Source organism: Nonomuraea sp. NPDC004354 (assembly GCF_053602555.1).
The window spans coordinates 183,395-197,299 of record NZ_JBSGDV010000009.1; the positions used below are offsets into that span (position 1 = coordinate 183,395).

At 70.4% G+C, this 13,905-nt stretch carries 19 protein-coding genes; 12 read left to right on the plus strand and 7 right to left on the minus strand.

Translation table 11 applies throughout. The features are described 5' to 3' along the window. Positions 1-43: 43 nt before the first annotated feature. The gene (locus ACWENQ_RS25045; RefSeq protein WP_449915081.1) at positions 44-562 is read right to left on the minus strand and encodes a TetR/AcrR family transcriptional regulator; all 519 of its coding nucleotides are present in this window, start codon (positions 560-562) and stop codon (positions 44-46) included. Between the two features lie 74 nt (positions 563-636). On the opposite strand from ACWENQ_RS25045, the gene lpdA reads away from it, so the two are divergent. Together lpdA and ACWENQ_RS25055 are read left to right on the plus strand one after the other, a co-directional pair. Further along, positions 637-2,016 (plus strand): dihydrolipoyl dehydrogenase, encoded by a 1,380-nt coding sequence (gene lpdA / locus ACWENQ_RS25050; RefSeq protein ID WP_452416404.1) that lies wholly within the window; start codon positions 637-639, stop codon positions 2,014-2,016. A 122-nt stretch (positions 2,017-2,138) separates the two neighbouring features. After that, positions 2,139-2,471 carry an MmcQ/YjbR family DNA-binding protein gene (locus ACWENQ_RS25055; RefSeq protein WP_452416534.1) on the plus strand — a complete coding sequence of 111 codons (333 nt, stop codon included), beginning with the start codon at positions 2,139-2,141 and terminating at the stop codon, positions 2,469-2,471. 69 nt (positions 2,472-2,540) lie between these two features. Here ACWENQ_RS25055 and ACWENQ_RS25060 read toward each other — a convergent pair whose 3' ends face one another. Together ACWENQ_RS25060 and ACWENQ_RS25065 are read right to left on the minus strand one after the other, a co-directional pair. After that, positions 2,541-3,155, minus strand: a complete 615-nt coding sequence (locus ACWENQ_RS25060; protein WP_452416406.1) for an HAAS signaling domain-containing protein — start codon at positions 3,153-3,155, stop codon at positions 2,541-2,543. After that, on the minus strand, positions 3,152-3,499 hold the full coding sequence (locus ACWENQ_RS25065) for a PadR family transcriptional regulator (protein WP_452416408.1): 348 nt from the start codon (positions 3,497-3,499) through the stop codon (positions 3,152-3,154). The genes ACWENQ_RS25060 and ACWENQ_RS25065 overlap by 4 nt, the downstream gene beginning before the upstream one ends. A 137-nt stretch (positions 3,500-3,636) precedes the next feature. On the opposite strand from ACWENQ_RS25065, the gene ACWENQ_RS25070 reads away from it, so the two are divergent. The 3 genes from ACWENQ_RS25070 (at position 3,637) to ACWENQ_RS25080 (ending at position 5,823) form a co-directional block, all read left to right on the plus strand. Beyond that, on the plus strand, positions 3,637-4,392 hold the full coding sequence (locus tag ACWENQ_RS25070) for an aminoglycoside phosphotransferase family protein (protein ID WP_452416410.1): 756 nt from the start codon (positions 3,637-3,639) through the stop codon (positions 4,390-4,392). Positions 4,393-4,464: 72 nt separating this feature from the next. After that, positions 4,465-5,325: a hypothetical protein gene (locus tag ACWENQ_RS25075; RefSeq protein ID WP_452416412.1), complete on the plus strand. Its 861-nt coding sequence runs from the start codon at positions 4,465-4,467 to the stop codon at positions 5,323-5,325. Between the two features lie 105 nt (positions 5,326-5,430). Beyond that, on the plus strand, positions 5,431-5,823 hold the full coding sequence (locus ACWENQ_RS25080) for a hypothetical protein (RefSeq protein ID WP_449915069.1): 393 nt from the start codon (positions 5,431-5,433) through the stop codon (positions 5,821-5,823). Here ACWENQ_RS25080 and ACWENQ_RS25085 read toward each other — a convergent pair. From ACWENQ_RS25085 to ACWENQ_RS25095, 3 genes are all read right to left on the minus strand, one after another. Further along, positions 5,810-6,136, minus strand: a complete 327-nt coding sequence (locus ACWENQ_RS25085; protein WP_449915066.1) for a DUF742 domain-containing protein — start codon at positions 6,134-6,136, stop codon at positions 5,810-5,812. The genes ACWENQ_RS25080 and ACWENQ_RS25085 overlap by 14 nt on opposite strands. Positions 6,137-6,223: 87 nt before the next feature. Further along, complete coding sequence (locus ACWENQ_RS25090) at positions 6,224-6,526, minus strand: barstar family protein (protein ID WP_449915064.1); 303 nt, start codon at positions 6,524-6,526, stop codon at positions 6,224-6,226. After that, a complete protein-coding gene (locus ACWENQ_RS25095; RefSeq protein ID WP_452416413.1) occupies positions 6,523-6,900 on the minus strand; it encodes a ribonuclease domain-containing protein in 378 nt (125 codons plus the stop codon). Before ACWENQ_RS25095 ends, ACWENQ_RS25090 begins: the two co-directional genes overlap by 4 nt. 51 nt (positions 6,901-6,951) lie before the next feature. Between ACWENQ_RS25095 and ACWENQ_RS25100 the strand changes: the two genes are divergently transcribed. The 7 genes from ACWENQ_RS25100 (at position 6,952) to rfbD (ending at position 13,292) form a co-directional block, all read left to right on the plus strand. Next, positions 6,952-7,833: a DMT family transporter gene (locus ACWENQ_RS25100; RefSeq protein ID WP_452416415.1), complete on the plus strand. Its 882-nt coding sequence runs from the start codon at positions 6,952-6,954 to the stop codon at positions 7,831-7,833. Next, positions 7,796-8,410, plus strand: coding sequence for a GntR family transcriptional regulator (locus tag ACWENQ_RS25105; protein ID WP_354907673.1), 615 nt, complete (start codon positions 7,796-7,798; stop codon positions 8,408-8,410). The genes ACWENQ_RS25100 and ACWENQ_RS25105 overlap by 38 nt, the downstream gene beginning before the upstream one ends. Before the next feature lie 28 nt (positions 8,411-8,438). Next, complete coding sequence (locus ACWENQ_RS25110; RefSeq protein WP_354907672.1) at positions 8,439-8,780, plus strand: hypothetical protein; 342 nt, start codon at positions 8,439-8,441, stop codon at positions 8,778-8,780. Between the two features lie 219 nt (positions 8,781-8,999). Further along, entirely contained in the window at positions 9,000-10,454 is a 1,455-nt protein-coding gene (locus ACWENQ_RS25115) for a sugar transferase (RefSeq protein WP_452416417.1), read from the plus strand. A gap of 2 nt (positions 10,455-10,456) precedes the next feature. After that, positions 10,457-11,521, plus strand: coding sequence for a glucose-1-phosphate thymidylyltransferase (locus ACWENQ_RS25120; protein WP_449915054.1), 1,065 nt, complete (start codon positions 10,457-10,459; stop codon positions 11,519-11,521). After that, complete coding sequence (gene rfbB, locus ACWENQ_RS25125) at positions 11,518-12,444, plus strand: dTDP-glucose 4,6-dehydratase (RefSeq protein WP_452416419.1); 927 nt, start codon at positions 11,518-11,520, stop codon at positions 12,442-12,444. The genes ACWENQ_RS25120 and rfbB overlap by 4 nt, the downstream gene beginning before the upstream one ends. Continuing rightward, a complete protein-coding gene (rfbD, locus tag ACWENQ_RS25130) occupies positions 12,441-13,292 on the plus strand; it encodes a dTDP-4-dehydrorhamnose reductase (protein WP_452416421.1) in 852 nt (283 codons plus the stop codon). Before rfbB ends, rfbD begins: the two co-directional genes overlap by 4 nt. Here rfbD and ACWENQ_RS25135 read toward each other — a convergent pair. Continuing rightward, entirely contained in the window at positions 13,274-13,843 is a 570-nt protein-coding gene (locus tag ACWENQ_RS25135) for a dTDP-4-dehydrorhamnose 3,5-epimerase family protein (RefSeq protein ID WP_452416423.1), read from the minus strand. The two genes, rfbD and ACWENQ_RS25135, sit on opposite strands and share 19 nt — an antisense overlap. Positions 13,844-13,905: the final 62 nt, after the last annotated feature.

The window sequence follows — 13,905 nt, forward strand, 5'->3', positions numbered from 1 at the left end:
ATTAGTTATTACTTACTAAGTTTCGCGGGCACGAAAAACGCCGTCAGGGGGCGGCGAAGTTCGACCAGACGCGGTGGTCGGGAGGGAAGCCGAGCGACACGAGCGTGTTGATCAGCATGCCGTACGACATGAAGAACGTGGTCTCGTGGGCGTCGGCGCCGAGCAGCAGGTGGATGGCGTCCCACCAGTCCTCCCACACCTTGCGGATCTCCGCGCCGAACTCGTCCTCCATGGCGGCGACGGCCACGTAGACCTGCATCTGCATGAGCAGCATGTCGCGGTCCTGGATGAGCCGCTTGTAGGCGGCGGCCATCGACATGTGGGGGTCGCCGGGGTCCATGCCGTCCTCCAGGGCCTTCCGTGTCTCCGCCAGGCAGCGGGTGGCGGCGGCCAGGAAGATGGCCTGCTTGCCGGGGAAGAGCCGGAAGAGGTACGGCTGGCTGACCCCCACGCGGCGGGCGATCGCCTCGGTGGAGGTGCCGTGGTAGCCGCCGCGCGCGAACTCCGTGATCGCGGCGCGGATGACGCTCTCTCGCCGTTCCTCGGCGCTCATCCTGACCATGCGAATAAGTTAGTGGCCAATCACTAACGGGGTCAAGTTCGGCGCAGTGACCGGCGTCCAATAGTGTCCGGAGCATGAGCACTCACTTCGACGTTGTCGTCCTCGGCGCGGGGCCCGGGGGATACACGGCGGCGGTCCGCGCCGCCCAGCTCGGCCTTCGAACGGCCGTCATCGAGGAGAAGTACTGGGGCGGCGTCTGCCTGAACGTGGGCTGCATCCCCTCCAAGGCGCTGCTGCGCAACGCGGAGTTGGCGCACATCTTCACCAAGGAGGCCAAGACCTTCGGCATCAACGGTGAGGTGACCTTCGACTACGGCGCCGCCTTCGAGCGCAGCCGCAAGGTCGCCGACGGCCGGGTCAAGGGCGTCCACTTCCTGATGAAGAAGAACGCGATCACCGAGTTCGACGGGCGCGGCACCTTCATCGACGCCAACACCATCGAGGTGAACGGTGACACCGTCACCTTCGACCACTGCATCATCGCCGCGGGCACCACGACGAAGCTGATCCCCGGCACCACTCTCTCCGAGCGCGTGGTCACCTACGAGGAGCAGATCCTCACCGAGGAACTGCCCGGCAGCATCATCATCGCGGGCGCCGGCGCCATCGGCGTCGAGTTCGCCTACGTGCTGCACAACTACGGCGTCAAGGTGACGATCGTCGAGTTCCTCGACCGCGTGGTCCCGCTGGAGGACGAGGAGGTGTCGAAGGAGCTGGCCAAGCGCTACCGCAAGCTCGGCATCGACGTCCTCACCTCCACCAGGGTCGACTCCATCGAGGACACCGGCGCCTCGGTCAAGGTGACCGTCACCAAGGACGGCCAGCAGCAGGTCCTCGAGGCCGACAAGGTGCTGCAGGCGATCGGCTTCCAGCCGCGCGTCGAGGGCTACGGCCTGGAGAAGACCGGCGTCAAGCTGACCGACCGCGGCGCCATCGCCGTCGACGGCCGCGGCCGCACCAACGTGCCGCACATCTTCGCCATCGGCGACGTCACCGCCAAGCTGATGCTGGCGCACGCCGCCGAGGCCATGGCCATCATCGCCGCCGAGACGATCGGCGGCGCGGAGACCATGGAGGTCGACTTCGCGATGATCCCGCGCGCGACGTACTGCCAGCCGCAGATCGCCAGCTTCGGCTTCACCGAGGCGCAGGCGCGCGACCTGGGCTACGACGTGAAGGTCGTCAAGTTCCCCTTCACCGCGAACGGCAAGGCCCACGGCCTCGGCGACGCCCAGGGCTTCGTGAAGATCATCTCCGACACCACGCACGGCGAGCTGCTCGGCGCCCACCTGATCGGCCCCGAGGTCACCGAGCTGCTGCCCGAGCTGACCCTGGCCCAGCAGTGGGACCTGACCGTCCACGAGGTCGCCCGCAACGTCCACGCCCACCCGACGCTCGGTGAGGCGGTCAAGGAAGCGATCCACGGTCTCGCCGGCCACATGATCAACATGTGACGACTCCGGCCCCGGAAGAGGGCAGGCCGCCCGGGCTCGCCGGGCCGCCTGCCCTCTTCCGTTCGTCGCCGGTTTCCGGGGACCCGCCCGAACTGTCGGTGCGGTTTGGTTACATCGTGGTCATGGGAGTGAGCGTCGAGGAGTTCCTGCGGATCGTCATGCGGCTGCCGGAGGTGTCGCAGCACGAGAGCGCCGGCTACGTCGGTTTCAAGGTGACGGGCAAGGGGTTCGGCTACCTGTGGGAGGAGACCGAGACGGTCGGGCTCAAGGCCACGATCGAGGAGCAGCTCGCGATGGTCGCCGAACGGCCCGAGGTGTTCGAGGCCCAGTTCACGGCGGGCAGGTTCGGCTGGGTCGTGGTGCACCTCGACGGCATCGACGCCGACGAGCTGAGCGAGATGGTCCTCGAGGCGTGGTCCCTGTCGGCGCCCAAACGGCTGCTGAGCGCCGTGTGATGCCCCAATGGGGCGCGCCTCGCGCGTGACGGGCTCGGGTCGGGAGGCCGGGCCGGCCCTGTGGCGTGGTCAGCGGGGATCGACGATGCGGCCGTGCCTGATCGCGACGGCCAACAGCAGGACGGAGGCCGCGACCGCCACCCCTCCAAGCCCCACCGCCACCCAGCGCGATATCTCGATGAGCGGGGTCTCGTCGTCGAACAGGACCCCCGACAGGGGGAAGGCCGCGAGCGAGGCGATCAGGGTGCAGCCGCCCAGGATGCCGTACACCTTGCCTTGGGCGAGTGTGGTGGCCGCCTGGAAGGACAGGACGAACCCGGTCGTCATCAAGGCGAGGAAGGCGATCGCCGCGACGACGTTCGCCGTGGTGAAGGACACCGCGGGCCCTTCGGGCGTCAGTGACCTCAGGAGCAGGGTCACGCCGACGTAGGCCAGAGCGCCCGTGGCCAGCCCCCCTACCGTCTTCTGGAGGGCCGTGGGCCTGCCCGACCGCGTGTCGAGCTGCGCGGCGATCGTCGCCGCGTACTCCTTCGGGGTGCCGAACGCCGTCGTGGGGTCCTCGCCCGTCTCCGCGACGTGCGCCTCGACCTCCGCCAGTACCTCGCCGACCCGGGCCCCCGAGATGTCGCGCAGGCGCAGCGCCAGCGTCAGGTCCTCGCGGTACTTCCTGTCAAGAGCGGTCATGCCTTCACTCCTCGCTCGATCACGGTGATCGCGGTCTTCGCGAATGCCGCCCATTCGGGCCCCTGCGTCGCGAGCGCCGCCCGGCCTTCGTCGGTCAGCCTGAAGAACTTCCGGCCCGGCCCGCCCTCTCCCGCCCGCCACTCGGCCCGCAGCAGGCCGTCGGTGGTCAACCGGTTGAGCAGCGGGTAGAGCGTGCCCGCCTTCATGTCGGGCATCCCGGCCCGGTCCAGGCGCTGGAGCAGGGCGTAGCCGTAGTCCTCGCCGGTCTCGGCGAGCAGGGCCAGCACGGCGAGGTCGAGCACCCCGCGCAGCCACTGTGTCCGCCTGGACGTCACGTCCGCCATGAAAGGACGGTAACACCAACTAGTAGGCGTCGCCTAGTAGTAGGCGTGACAGACTCAGGCGCGGCGGGACGGCCGGCGTCGGCGGGGCAGGGGCGGGCGTGCGAGCGATCGGCGAGATCATGGTTTACTTCGCCCCCGTGAACGTGACTCAGGGGTGGGACAGCGTGGCGACGCTGGTCGACGGCCGATGGATCGAACGGCGCCCGCGCCGGCCCGAGGTGGCCGGGCTGCTGATGATGGAGACCACGGTGATGCCATGGCTGGCGGCCCAGCTACCGATGCGGGTCCCCGTGCCGCACGTGGCCGGCGACGACCCGCTGGTCGTCCGGCATGAGGCCGTTCCGGGCGACCCGGTGCGGGAGCTGACGGCCGCCCACGGCCGCCAGGTCGGCGCCTTCCTCGGGGCGCTCCACCGGGCGGACGTCGGGGAGGCGGTCGCGCGGGGCCTGCCCGACGACGCCGTGAAGGAACGCGAAGCCCTCGTCGAACGGCTGCGTGACGTGGTCGTGCCGCTGCTGCCCGACCCGCGTCCCGCGCATGCGCTGCTCGACAGGGTCGCTGGATTGCCCGCCGACACGGTCGTCCACGCGGACCTCGGCCCCGAGCACCTGCTGTCCGAGGGCGGCGAGCTGACCGGCGTGATCGACTTCTCCGACGCCCATGTGGGCGACCGGGCGCTGGATCTGTCCTGGATCCTGTACGGCACGCCGCGCCCCTTCGCCGACGCCGTGGCCGCCGAGTACGGCGTGAGCGAGCGGGAGCGGGACCGCGCCCTGGTCTGGCACCGCCTGGGCCCCTGGCACGAGGTCCTGCACGGGCTCGACACCGATGACCCGTCCAGCGTCGAGTCCGGCCTGGCCGGGGTCGTGACGCGCCTCGACGCCGAGGGCTGAAGGGGAGAAGCCGCGGGCTGAAGGGGAGAAATCGGAATGCCCCCGCCGCGGCGGGGCCGCTAGCCTCGCGTCGTGACGGTAGCTCACGACGAGGTCTTCGCACGGTTCGGCATCCCACCCCAGGAGTCGATCTACCCCTACGCGCCGGTCTTCAGGGGCGAGGTCGACGGCCGTCCCGTGGCGGTGAAGCGCACCCATGACGCCGAGGCGATGGGCCGGTGGGTGCGCGGGCTCGCGGAGCTGGGCCTGCCCGTGGTGACGCCGGTCGCGGGGCCGTACGACATCGGCGGCGAGACATGGGTCGCCTATCCGTGGGTGGAGGGCCGCGGCTACGCCGGGACGCCGGCGGACCTGGTGGCGGCCGGCGACCTGCTGGGCAGGCTGCACGCGGCGGGCACCGAGGAGGGGCTGAAGGACTTCACGTGGCCCGACCACGACGCCGCCTCGGTCCAGGAGGACATCGACGGGCTCGCACCGTACTCGGGCCGGTTCGAGCAGGGCCTGCGCGACTTCATGACGTCGACGCTGCCGGCGATCCGCGACGCGGGCCTGCCGGTGGCCGAGGTCAGCATGGACTTCAAGGCGGTCAACCTCGTCTACACCGGTGCGGGCCCGGTGCTGGTCGACCCGGACAACGGGGAGCGGGCGCCGCGGCTGCTCGACCTGGCGCTGGCGGCGCTGCTGTTCCACAACGACCTGGACGGCGAGCCCGCCCGGCTGTTCACGGGGGAGGAGTGGGCTGCCTTCCGCGACGCCTACCTGGCCAGGGTCGAGCTCACCGAGCGGGAGCGCGCGCTGTGGCCGACGGCGCTGCTGTACATGATGCTGGAATGGGGTGTCTGGACGGCCGTCAACGGCGAGTGGCACGTCGACAGGCACGCGCGGTTCCTCACCGACCTGCTGGCCGCCGACCTGGAGAGGTTCGCGCTGTGAGGCCGCGCGCGTGGACGGCCGAGCTCGTCCACGACGGGCTTCGCCACGCCCTCGAACGGCACGCGCGGCTGGTCACCGACTGATCCGCTCCTCTACCCTCGGGCTGTGGACAGCGAGAGCCGGGCGGCGGCCGGCCTGCTGACGGCCATGAGCCGGGCGGCGGCCGCGTTCGACGAGCTGCGCCATCCGTACGCCAGGCGCGAGCCGCTGACCTACTTCCAGCCGGACGGGTGGACGACCGGGGTGCTGTTCACCCTGCCCGACGGGCGGCTGGTGCGCTTCTCGGTGTCCTTGACCCACACCAGGACGGCCTTCCGCGTCAGCGGCGCGGCGCTGGTGGAGGAGCGGGCGCTGATCGAGCCGGTGGACCGGAGTTCCGGGAGCGTCCACGAGGTGGTGTCGATCCTGGAGGACGCCGTGGGGGAGGTCGTCTCGCCCGCGAGGTGGCTGCTCGACCGGCTGGTGGAGGAGATCGCGGAAGAGGTCACAGAGATCTGAGGCCCTGCAGCACCTCGCGCAGCACGCCCACGTCCTCGGCGGCGTGCCGTACGGTGACCAGCTGGCGTTCGCGCAGGTCGCCCAGCAGCACGCGGACCACGCCGATCGACAGCCCGGTGGTGGAGGCGACCTCGGCGACGGAGACGGGGTGGCGGCAGGCGGCGAGCACCTTGAGGTACTCGGGGGTGAGCCCGGCGGTGGGCGACGGCACGCCGGTGGCGGCCACGATGGCGATGAGGTCGAAGTCATCGCCGGTCGGGCGGGTGCGGCCGCGCGTCATCATGTACGGCCGGACTAACCAGTCTTCACTCATTCCTCGCCTCCGGGAAGCGGCCACGCACTGGCACCCGCGGCCCCGTCGGTGACAGTATCCGCGGGGCCCTTGCGGCGACAAGGAAGGCTAGCCGGGCCGCAGCAGGACCGAGAGGGCGGCCGCACCGCCGGTGCCGTCGGCGACGGCGTCGGCCAGCACGCTGGTGATGGCGTCGTAGGCGTCGGGGTCGACCGCGCGCAACGCGCCCGGGTTCGACCAGACGAGCAGGTGCTCGCCGGGTGGCAGCCACGACAGGTCGGTGAGGCTGTCGTAGAGCGCGTCGAGGTTGTGCCCGAAGTAGCAGGGGAACCTCAGCGTGGCCGCGATCGCGGTCATCACGCCGTCGGGCGTGTGGAGCGCGGCTCCGTGGATGTGGTGCTCGAATCTCATCGTTTCACGTCTACCGCGACGAAGGACCGGTAGTGGTCTCCGGTGTAGTAGAGCTCCCCGGTCCGCTCTCCGGTCACGAGCCGTCGCGGGCCCCTGTCGCGTGCGCCTGGGGTGGGCACGGTGTACTCGTGGTAGTACCCGCGTTTGCGCTGTGGCAGGAGGCGTTCGCGGTTCTGGAAGACGACGCCGTCGCGCCGGTAGGGGAAGGGCCCGCCGTCCTGGATGAGGTGCCAGGTCGCCGCCGCCTCGGGCGGAAGCGTGGACAGCTCGCGTACCGGCAGGTCGGGTGGGGCGGCGGCTCCGGCGCTCCCGATGAAGGTTCCGATGGCCAGCGGGATCGCCGCGACGCCCCTGAGATTCACCTCACGTGACATACCCGGGCAAATGTGTAGACGAACGTTGTCTAGTTGTCAGACAATGTGCCCATGAAGTACGTCCTCGCCGCCGCGGTCCTCTGGGGTACGGCGGGCACGGCAGGCTTGCTGATCACCGCCGACCCCGTCTCCGTCGCGGCCGCCCGCCTCGTCATCGGCGGCCTCGCGCTCGCCTTCATGGCCAGAGGGGTGCGGATCACGCCCGCCCTGCTGCTGGGCGCGGTCGCCGTGGCCGCCTACCAGCTGTGCTTCTTCGCCGCGGTCAGCCGTACCGGGGTGGCCATCGGCACCGTCGTCGCCATCGGCAGCGGTCCGGTCTTCACCGGGCTGCTCTCCCGGCAGTTCTCGCCGCGCTGGGCCGCGGCGACCGCGGCGGCCATCGCGGGCTGCGCGGCGCTGATCGCCGGCGGCGAGGCCCAGGCGGGCGACCGGGTCCTCGAAGGGGTGCTCCTGGCCCTGCTCGGCGGCCTCATCTACGCCTTCTACGCGGTCACGGCGGCCCGCGCCATCAGCGCGGGCGCGCCGTCCGACGGCGTGATGGGCGTCATGTTCGGCGGCGCCGCCGCCATCATGCTGCCGGTCCTGATCGCGACAGGCCCCGGCTGGCTCGCCGAGCCGCGCGGCCTGCTGGCCGCCCTCTACCTCGGCCTCGGCACCACCGCCCTGGCCTACTTCCTGTACGGCAGGGGCCTGCGCACCACCCCGGTCGCCACGGCGGCCACCCTCGCCCTCGCCGAACCGGCGGTGGCGGCGTTGCTCGGCGTCGTGGTGCTGCACGAGACTCTGAGCCCGGTCTCATGGGGCGGGCTGGTGCTGCTGGGCGCTAGCCTCGTGGCGGTGGCCGTCCCCGGAAGGGCCCGGGGGCGAGGGCCGATCCCAGAAAGGGAGTCGATCAGTGCTGAGACCGGTGTCGACGGTCAGCGCGCTGGCTGACGCGCTGCGGCAGCGGGTGCTGTCGGGTGAGATCGATCCGGGCACGTCGCTGCCCGAGCAGGAGCTCGCCGCGCTCTACGGCGTCGCCCGCCCCACGGTCAGGGAGGCGCTGGCCGTACTCGTGCACGAGGGGTTGCTCAGGCGCGAGCGCAACCGCAGCGCCTACGTCCCCGAGGTGACGATCGAGGATCTCGACGACCTGATGTTCGTGCGCAGGCCGCTGGAGGACCTGATGGCCCGCTCGCTGGCGGGCCGCCGGGTCGCCGAGGCCGACGCGGCGCTGGAACGGATGGCGGCGCTGCCGGACGAGGCGCCCTGGTCGGACGTGGTGGCCGAGCACATGGCGCTGCACCAGGCGCTGGTCGACGCCGTGGGCAGCCCGCGGCTGGTCAGGCTGTACGGCGTGCTGGCCGCCGAGACCCGGCTGGGCCTCGTCCGGCTGCGCCGGGTGTACGAGGACCGCGATCGGCTGGTGTCCGAACACCGCGCGCTTCTTGACGCGATCGCTCACGGTGACGCACAAGCGGCTGTCAAGGAACATCTCAGTCATTCCTGGGGCTCCGATCCCTTGCGGTAACCGGGCAGAAGTCGCAAGAATCGCGGCCATGCACGTGCCGGACTCCTACGTGTATGTCACCGAGGAGGGCGTGACCCGTCACTACGCTGACGGCAGCGTCGAGGCCCTCGCCTGGGAAGATGTCGTCGAGGTCCGAGTCGCGGCCGAGACGGAAGCCGAGATCCTCTACATCCTCCTCGACCGTGACGGGGAGGGCTGCGTCGTGCCGAAGTCGGCCACCGACGCCACGTTCCTCGCCCGCCTGCGCTACCTGCCCGACTTCGATCTCGACCGGTTGCACCTGGCGGCGCAGACCGCCCGTGACAAGGTGATCGTCGTGTGGCGCAGCCCCGAGCCGCCTTCCTCGCTCCCGGACCTCGAGTACGACTGATCACCCAGGGTGATCGTTTGTGTACCTGGCATCATTGGACCGTTCCCGTCAAGCGCGACGCGCGTCCGATGTTGGTCATCTGCTGTTATTTCCGGATTCCGCATTGATCTTTAGTCTTTAGTGGGAATTGCCGCCCCTGGTGACGAAGCGAAAGGCGTTATCAATGGGGCGGAATGGGGCGTCTTGCGGTGTCGTAGCAGATTTCCAGGGTGGGGTGCTATGAGCGTGGGAGCGGGGGAGCCCGGTGTCGTGTTCCTTCAGGCGGCGCCACAACGGGCGCCGAGCATCTGGACTCGGAAGTATGTCCGCTTTCTCCGGGCGGGTGATGTCGCGTGCGCTTTTGCCGCCTGCATGGTGGTTCTGGGGACGAAACTGCTGTTCGGGGCGTACATCCCGGTCGAGGATGTCGTGGCCGGTGTCGCCCTGATGGCGTCCTGGCCCGTCACCATGCAGCTGAGCGCGGCCTACCGGGAGAGAGGGCACGGCGAGGGAAGTGAGGAATTTCGGGCGGTATTTAATGGCGGCGTGGGATTGATGGCAACCGTGGCAATTGGCGCATATGCCACGCAAACCAGCATCGCGCGCAGTCTGGTGATGGCCGCCCTTCCCCTCGCGCTCGTCCTGACGCTGGCATTCCGGTTTCGGGTCCGCAAAAAACTGCATTTAGCCAGGGCCCACGGAAAGTACATGCGTCATGTCATCGCCGTGGGCCATCGCGCCGCCGTCCTCGATCTGATCATGCAGTTCCGCAGGGAGCCGCATCACGGGATGCGGGTCGTGGGGGTGTGCCTGCCCAGGACGCAGGGCGACCTCGACGTGGACGGCCTGCCGGTGCTCGGCGGGCTGCAGGACGTGGCCGCGGCCGTGTCCCTGACCCAGGCCGACGCCGTCGCCGTCGCCGCCTGCCCCGAGCTCGACGGCGACACGCTGCGCAGGCTCGCCTGGAGCCTGGAGGAGCAGCGCACCGACCTGTTCGTGGCGCCCGCGCTCATGGACGTGGCGGGTCCGCGCATCAGCATCCGCCCGGTCGCCGGGATGCCGCTGCTGCACGTGGACCACCCCGAGTTCGACGGGGCCAAGCAGATCGTCAAGAACGTCTTCGACCGCGTGCTGGCCGGCATCGCGATCGTCGTCCTGCTGCCGGCGTTCGCGTTGATCGTCCTGCTGATCCGGCTCACCAGCCCGGGGCCGGCGTTCTTCCGGCAGGTCAGGGTGGGCAAGGGCGGCGAAGAGTTCACGGTGTGGAAGTTCAGGACCATGATCGTGGACGCCGAGCGGCTCAAGCGCGCGCTGGAGCACGCCAACGACGGCGACGGCGTGCTGTTCAAGATTCGGAACGATCCAAGGATCACCAGGATCGGCGGATTCCTGCGCCGCTACTCCCTGGACGAGATCCCGCAGCTCTTCAACGTCATCAGCGGCCGGATGTCCCTGGTGGGCCCCCGGCCGCCGCTGCCGGAGGAAGTCGCCAAGTACGGCGCGGACGTACGGCGCAGGCTCGTCGTCAAGCCGGGCATGACCGGCCTGTGGCAGGTCAGCGGCCGGTCCGATCTCAGCTGGGAGGAGTCGGTCAGGCTCGACCTGCGTTACGTGGAGCGGTGGTCGCTCATCCTCGACCTCCAGATCCTGTGGAAGACCTGGTCGGCCGTGACCCGTGGAGAAGGGGCTTACTAGCGGTGAAAGCACTCGTGCTGGCGGGAGGCTCGGGCACCAGGCTACGGCCGATCACCCACACCTCCGCCAAGCAGCTCGTGCCCGTGGCCAACAAGCCCGTGCTCTTCTACGGCCTGGAGTCGATCGCGGCGGCGGGCGTCACCGAGATCGGCATGGTGGTGGGCGACACCCACGCCGAGATCGAGGCCGCGGTCGGCGACGGCTCCGCCTTCGGCACGCAGGTCACCTACCTGCGCCAGACCGCTCCGCTCGGCCTCGCGCACGCCGTCCTCGTCGCCCGCGACTACCTGGGCGACGACGACTTCGTCATGTACCTCGGCGACAACTTCGTCGTCGGCGGGATCGGCGAAATCGTCTCCTCGTTCGCCGCCGAGCGGCCCGACGCGCAGATCATGCTGACCAGGGTGGGCGACCCGCGCCAGTTCGGCGTGGCCGAGCTCGACCGCGACGGGCGGGTGGTCGGGCTGGAGGAGAAGCCCGCCGTGCCCAAGAGCGACCTCGCCCTCGTGGGGGTCTACCTGTTCAGCCCGGCCGTCCACGAGGCGGTTGCCGAGCTGAAGCCGTCGTGGCGGGGCGAGCTGGAGATCACCGACGCCATCCAGTGGCTGATCGACAACGGCCGCAGGGTGGAGTCGACCCGGATCACCGGCTACTGGAAGGACACCGGCAACGTCGAGGACATGCTCGAGGTGAACCGCCTGGTCCTGGAGTCGCTCGAACCGCGCCTGCTGGGCACCTCCACCGGCAGCGAGCTGATCGGCAGGGTCGTGGTGGAGCCAGGAGCGACGGTCGAGAACTCCCGTATCGTCGGTCCGGCGATCATCGGCGCGGGCGCGCGCGTCACCGACAGCTACGTCGGCCCCTTCACCTCCATCGGCGCCGACTGCGTCATCACCCGCAGCGAGATCGAGTACTCGATCGTGCTGCCCCGATCCTCCATCGAAGGGGTGCGCAGGATCGAGTCCTCCCTCATCGGCCACGACGTGCAGGTCACGCCCGCGCCCGACACACCAAGAGCCCACCGCCTCGTGCTGGGCGATCACAGCAAGGTGCAGATCAGTTCATGAAGAGAATCCTGGTCACAGGGGGTGCGGGCTTCATCGGCTCGCACTTCGCCCAGCTCGTCGCGGGCGAGGCCGAGGTGACCGTGCTGGACAGGCTGACGTACGCGGGGAACCGGCGCAACCTCGAGGAGGTCCCGCACACCTTCGTCCACGGCGATATCTGCGACCCCGGCCTGCTGGGCGAGGTCGTCCCCGGGCACGACCTCGTCGTCAACTTCGCCGCCGAGTCGCACGTGGACCGCTCGATCGAGGGTGCGGCCGAGTTCGTGCGCACCAACGTGCTCGGCACCCAGGCGCTGATGGAGGCGTGCCTCGCGGCGGCCGTACCGCGGGTGGTGCAGGTCTCGACCGACGAGGTCTACGGCTCGATCGACACCGGGTCGTGGACGGAGGACGCGCCGCTGGCGCCGCGCTCGCCGTACGCGGCCTCGAAGGCGAGCGGCGACCTGATCGCCCGCGCCTACGCGATCACGCACGGGCTGAACGTGTCGATCACCAGGTGCGGCAACAACTACGGGCCGCGGCAGTACCCGGAGAAGGTCATCCCGCTGTTCGTGACCAACCTGCTCCAGGGCAGGAAGGTCCCGCTGTACGGCGACGGCGGCAACGTGCGCGACTGGATCCACGTCGCCGACCACTGCGCCGGCATCCGGCTGGTGGCCGAGCGGGGCGCCCCCGGCGAGGTCTACCACATCGCGGGCACCGCCGAGCTGACCAACAGGGAGCTGACCGGCCACCTCCTGGAGGCGTTCGGCAAGGGGTGGGACCAGGTCGAGCCGGTGGCCGACCGCAAGGGCCACGACCGCCGCTACTCCCTCGACGACAGCAGGTTGCGCGCGCTGGGCTACCGCGCGGCGATCCCCTTCGACCAGGGACTGAAGGAAACCGTCCGCTGGTACGCCGACCACCGGGACTGGTGGGCGTGAGCTGGCTGATCACCGGCGGCGGGAGCATGCTCGCCGCCGACCTGCTCGCGCTGCTGGCCCGCTCGGGAGAGCAGGTCGTGGCGCCGACGCGTGCCGAGCTCGATCTGCGTGACGAGCGGGCGGTGCGCGAGCTGGTCAGCGGCTACCGGCCGCGCGTGGTGGTCAACTGCGCGGCGTGGACCGCCGTGGACGCGGCGGAGACCAGGGAGGCCGAGGCGCTGGCCATCAACGGGCGGGCGGTCGGGGTGCTGGCCGACGCGTGCTCGTGGGCGGGGGCGCGGCTGATCCACCTGTCGACCGACTACGTCTTCGACGGGCGCTCGCGCGTGCCGTACCGGGAGGACGACCAGCCGTCGCCGGTCAACGCCTACGGCAGGACGAAGCTGGCGGGCGAGCTCGCCGCCGCCGGGCACTACGTGGTGCGCACGGCCTGGCTCTACGGCGCGCACGGCCCCAACTTCGTCAGCACCATGATCAGGCTGGCCGCCGCGCGCGAGACCGTGGACGTCGTCGACGACCAGCGGGGCCAGCCGACGTGGACGGCCGACCTGGCCGCCTTCCTCGTCCGGCTGGCCACGTCCGACCTGATGCCGGGCGTCTACCACGGCACGAGCTCGGGCGAGACCACCTGGTACGGCCTGGCCAGGGAGGTCTTCACCCTGCTCGGCGCGGATCCAGGCCGGGTGCGGCCGGTGCCGGGCGCTGCCTATCCCAGGCCCGCGTCCCGCCCCGCCAACAGCGTGCTGGCCAACACCAGGTGCGAGCCGATCAGGCACTGGCGGACGGCGCTGCACGCGGCCTGGCCGGCGCTGGCGACGGAGGAGGCCCGTCAGTGCCGTCCCGCGTAGAAGCGCCGGCAGGCGGCGTAGTCGGGCAGCAGCCCCTCCTCCAGGGCCGCCTCGAGGGTGGGCGCCGCGGCGTCCTTCTCCGACAGCAGCGGTTCCAGGTCCGGCCACGCGATGCCCAGGCTGAGCGGGTGCACGCCGTGCTCGCGGGACGGGGTGTACGGCGTGGAACACAGGTAGACGACCGTGGCCTCCGCGCTCAGCGCCATGAACCCGTGCCCGAGACCCTCGGCCACGTAGACGGCGGTCCGCTCGCGGTCGTCGAGCGTGACGGCCTCCCACCTGCCGAAGGTGGGGGAGCCGGCACGGAGGTCGACCACGACGTCCAGGACGCTGCCGGCCGCGCACATCACGTACTTGGCCTGCCCCGGCGGCACGTCGGTGAAGTGGATCCCGCGCAGCACGCCCGCCTTGGACACCGAGACGTTGACCTGGGCGAGCTCGAAGGGAGCCGGCAGGTCGGCGGCCCTGAAGGCCTCCAGGAAGCTGCCGCGGGGATCGGCGTGGACCCGAGGGGTGAACGCCCACGCGCCGTCGATGCTGAGGGGCTTCATGATCCGAAGAGTAGCTGTAACACCCGCGCCTCCCACCCGAAGAACCCGTGTGTCTGGAGATG

Excerpts from the sequence above, each read along its gene's own strand:
- ACWENQ_RS25095 (WP_452416413.1), bottom strand. The coding sequence starts at position 6,900 with ATGTCACGTGAGGTGAATCTCAGGGGCGTCGCGGCGATCCCGCTGGCC.
- ACWENQ_RS25115 (WP_452416417.1), top strand. The coding sequence starts at position 9,000 with ATGAGCGTGGGAGCGGGGGAGCCCGGTGTCGTGTTCCTTCAGGCGGCG.
- lpdA (WP_452416404.1), top strand. The coding sequence starts at position 637 with ATGAGCACTCACTTCGACGTTGTCGTCCTCGGCGCGGGGCCCGGGGGA.
- ACWENQ_RS25060 (WP_452416406.1), bottom strand. The coding sequence starts at position 3,155 with ATGACCGCTCTTGACAGGAAGTACCGCGAGGACCTGACGCTGGCGCTG.
- ACWENQ_RS25090 (WP_449915064.1), bottom strand. The coding sequence starts at position 6,526 with ATGAGATTCGAGCACCACATCCACGGAGCCGCGCTCCACACGCCCGAC.
- ACWENQ_RS25045 (WP_449915081.1), bottom strand. The coding sequence starts at position 562 with ATGGTCAGGATGAGCGCCGAGGAACGGCGAGAGAGCGTCATCCGCGCC.
- ACWENQ_RS25065 (WP_452416408.1), bottom strand. The coding sequence starts at position 3,499 with ATGGCGGACGTGACGTCCAGGCGGACACAGTGGCTGCGCGGGGTGCTC.
- ACWENQ_RS25085 (WP_449915066.1), bottom strand. The coding sequence starts at position 6,136 with ATGAGTGAAGACTGGTTAGTCCGGCCGTACATGATGACGCGCGGCCGC.
- rfbB (WP_452416419.1), top strand. The coding sequence starts at position 11,518 with ATGAAGAGAATCCTGGTCACAGGGGGTGCGGGCTTCATCGGCTCGCAC.
- ACWENQ_RS25135 (WP_452416423.1), bottom strand. The coding sequence starts at position 13,843 with ATGAAGCCCCTCAGCATCGACGGCGCGTGGGCGTTCACCCCTCGGGTC.
- ACWENQ_RS25110 (WP_354907672.1), top strand. The coding sequence starts at position 8,439 with ATGCACGTGCCGGACTCCTACGTGTATGTCACCGAGGAGGGCGTGACC.
- ACWENQ_RS25055 (WP_452416534.1), top strand. The coding sequence starts at position 2,139 with ATGGGAGTGAGCGTCGAGGAGTTCCTGCGGATCGTCATGCGGCTGCCG.
- ACWENQ_RS25100 (WP_452416415.1), top strand. The coding sequence starts at position 6,952 with ATGAAGTACGTCCTCGCCGCCGCGGTCCTCTGGGGTACGGCGGGCACG.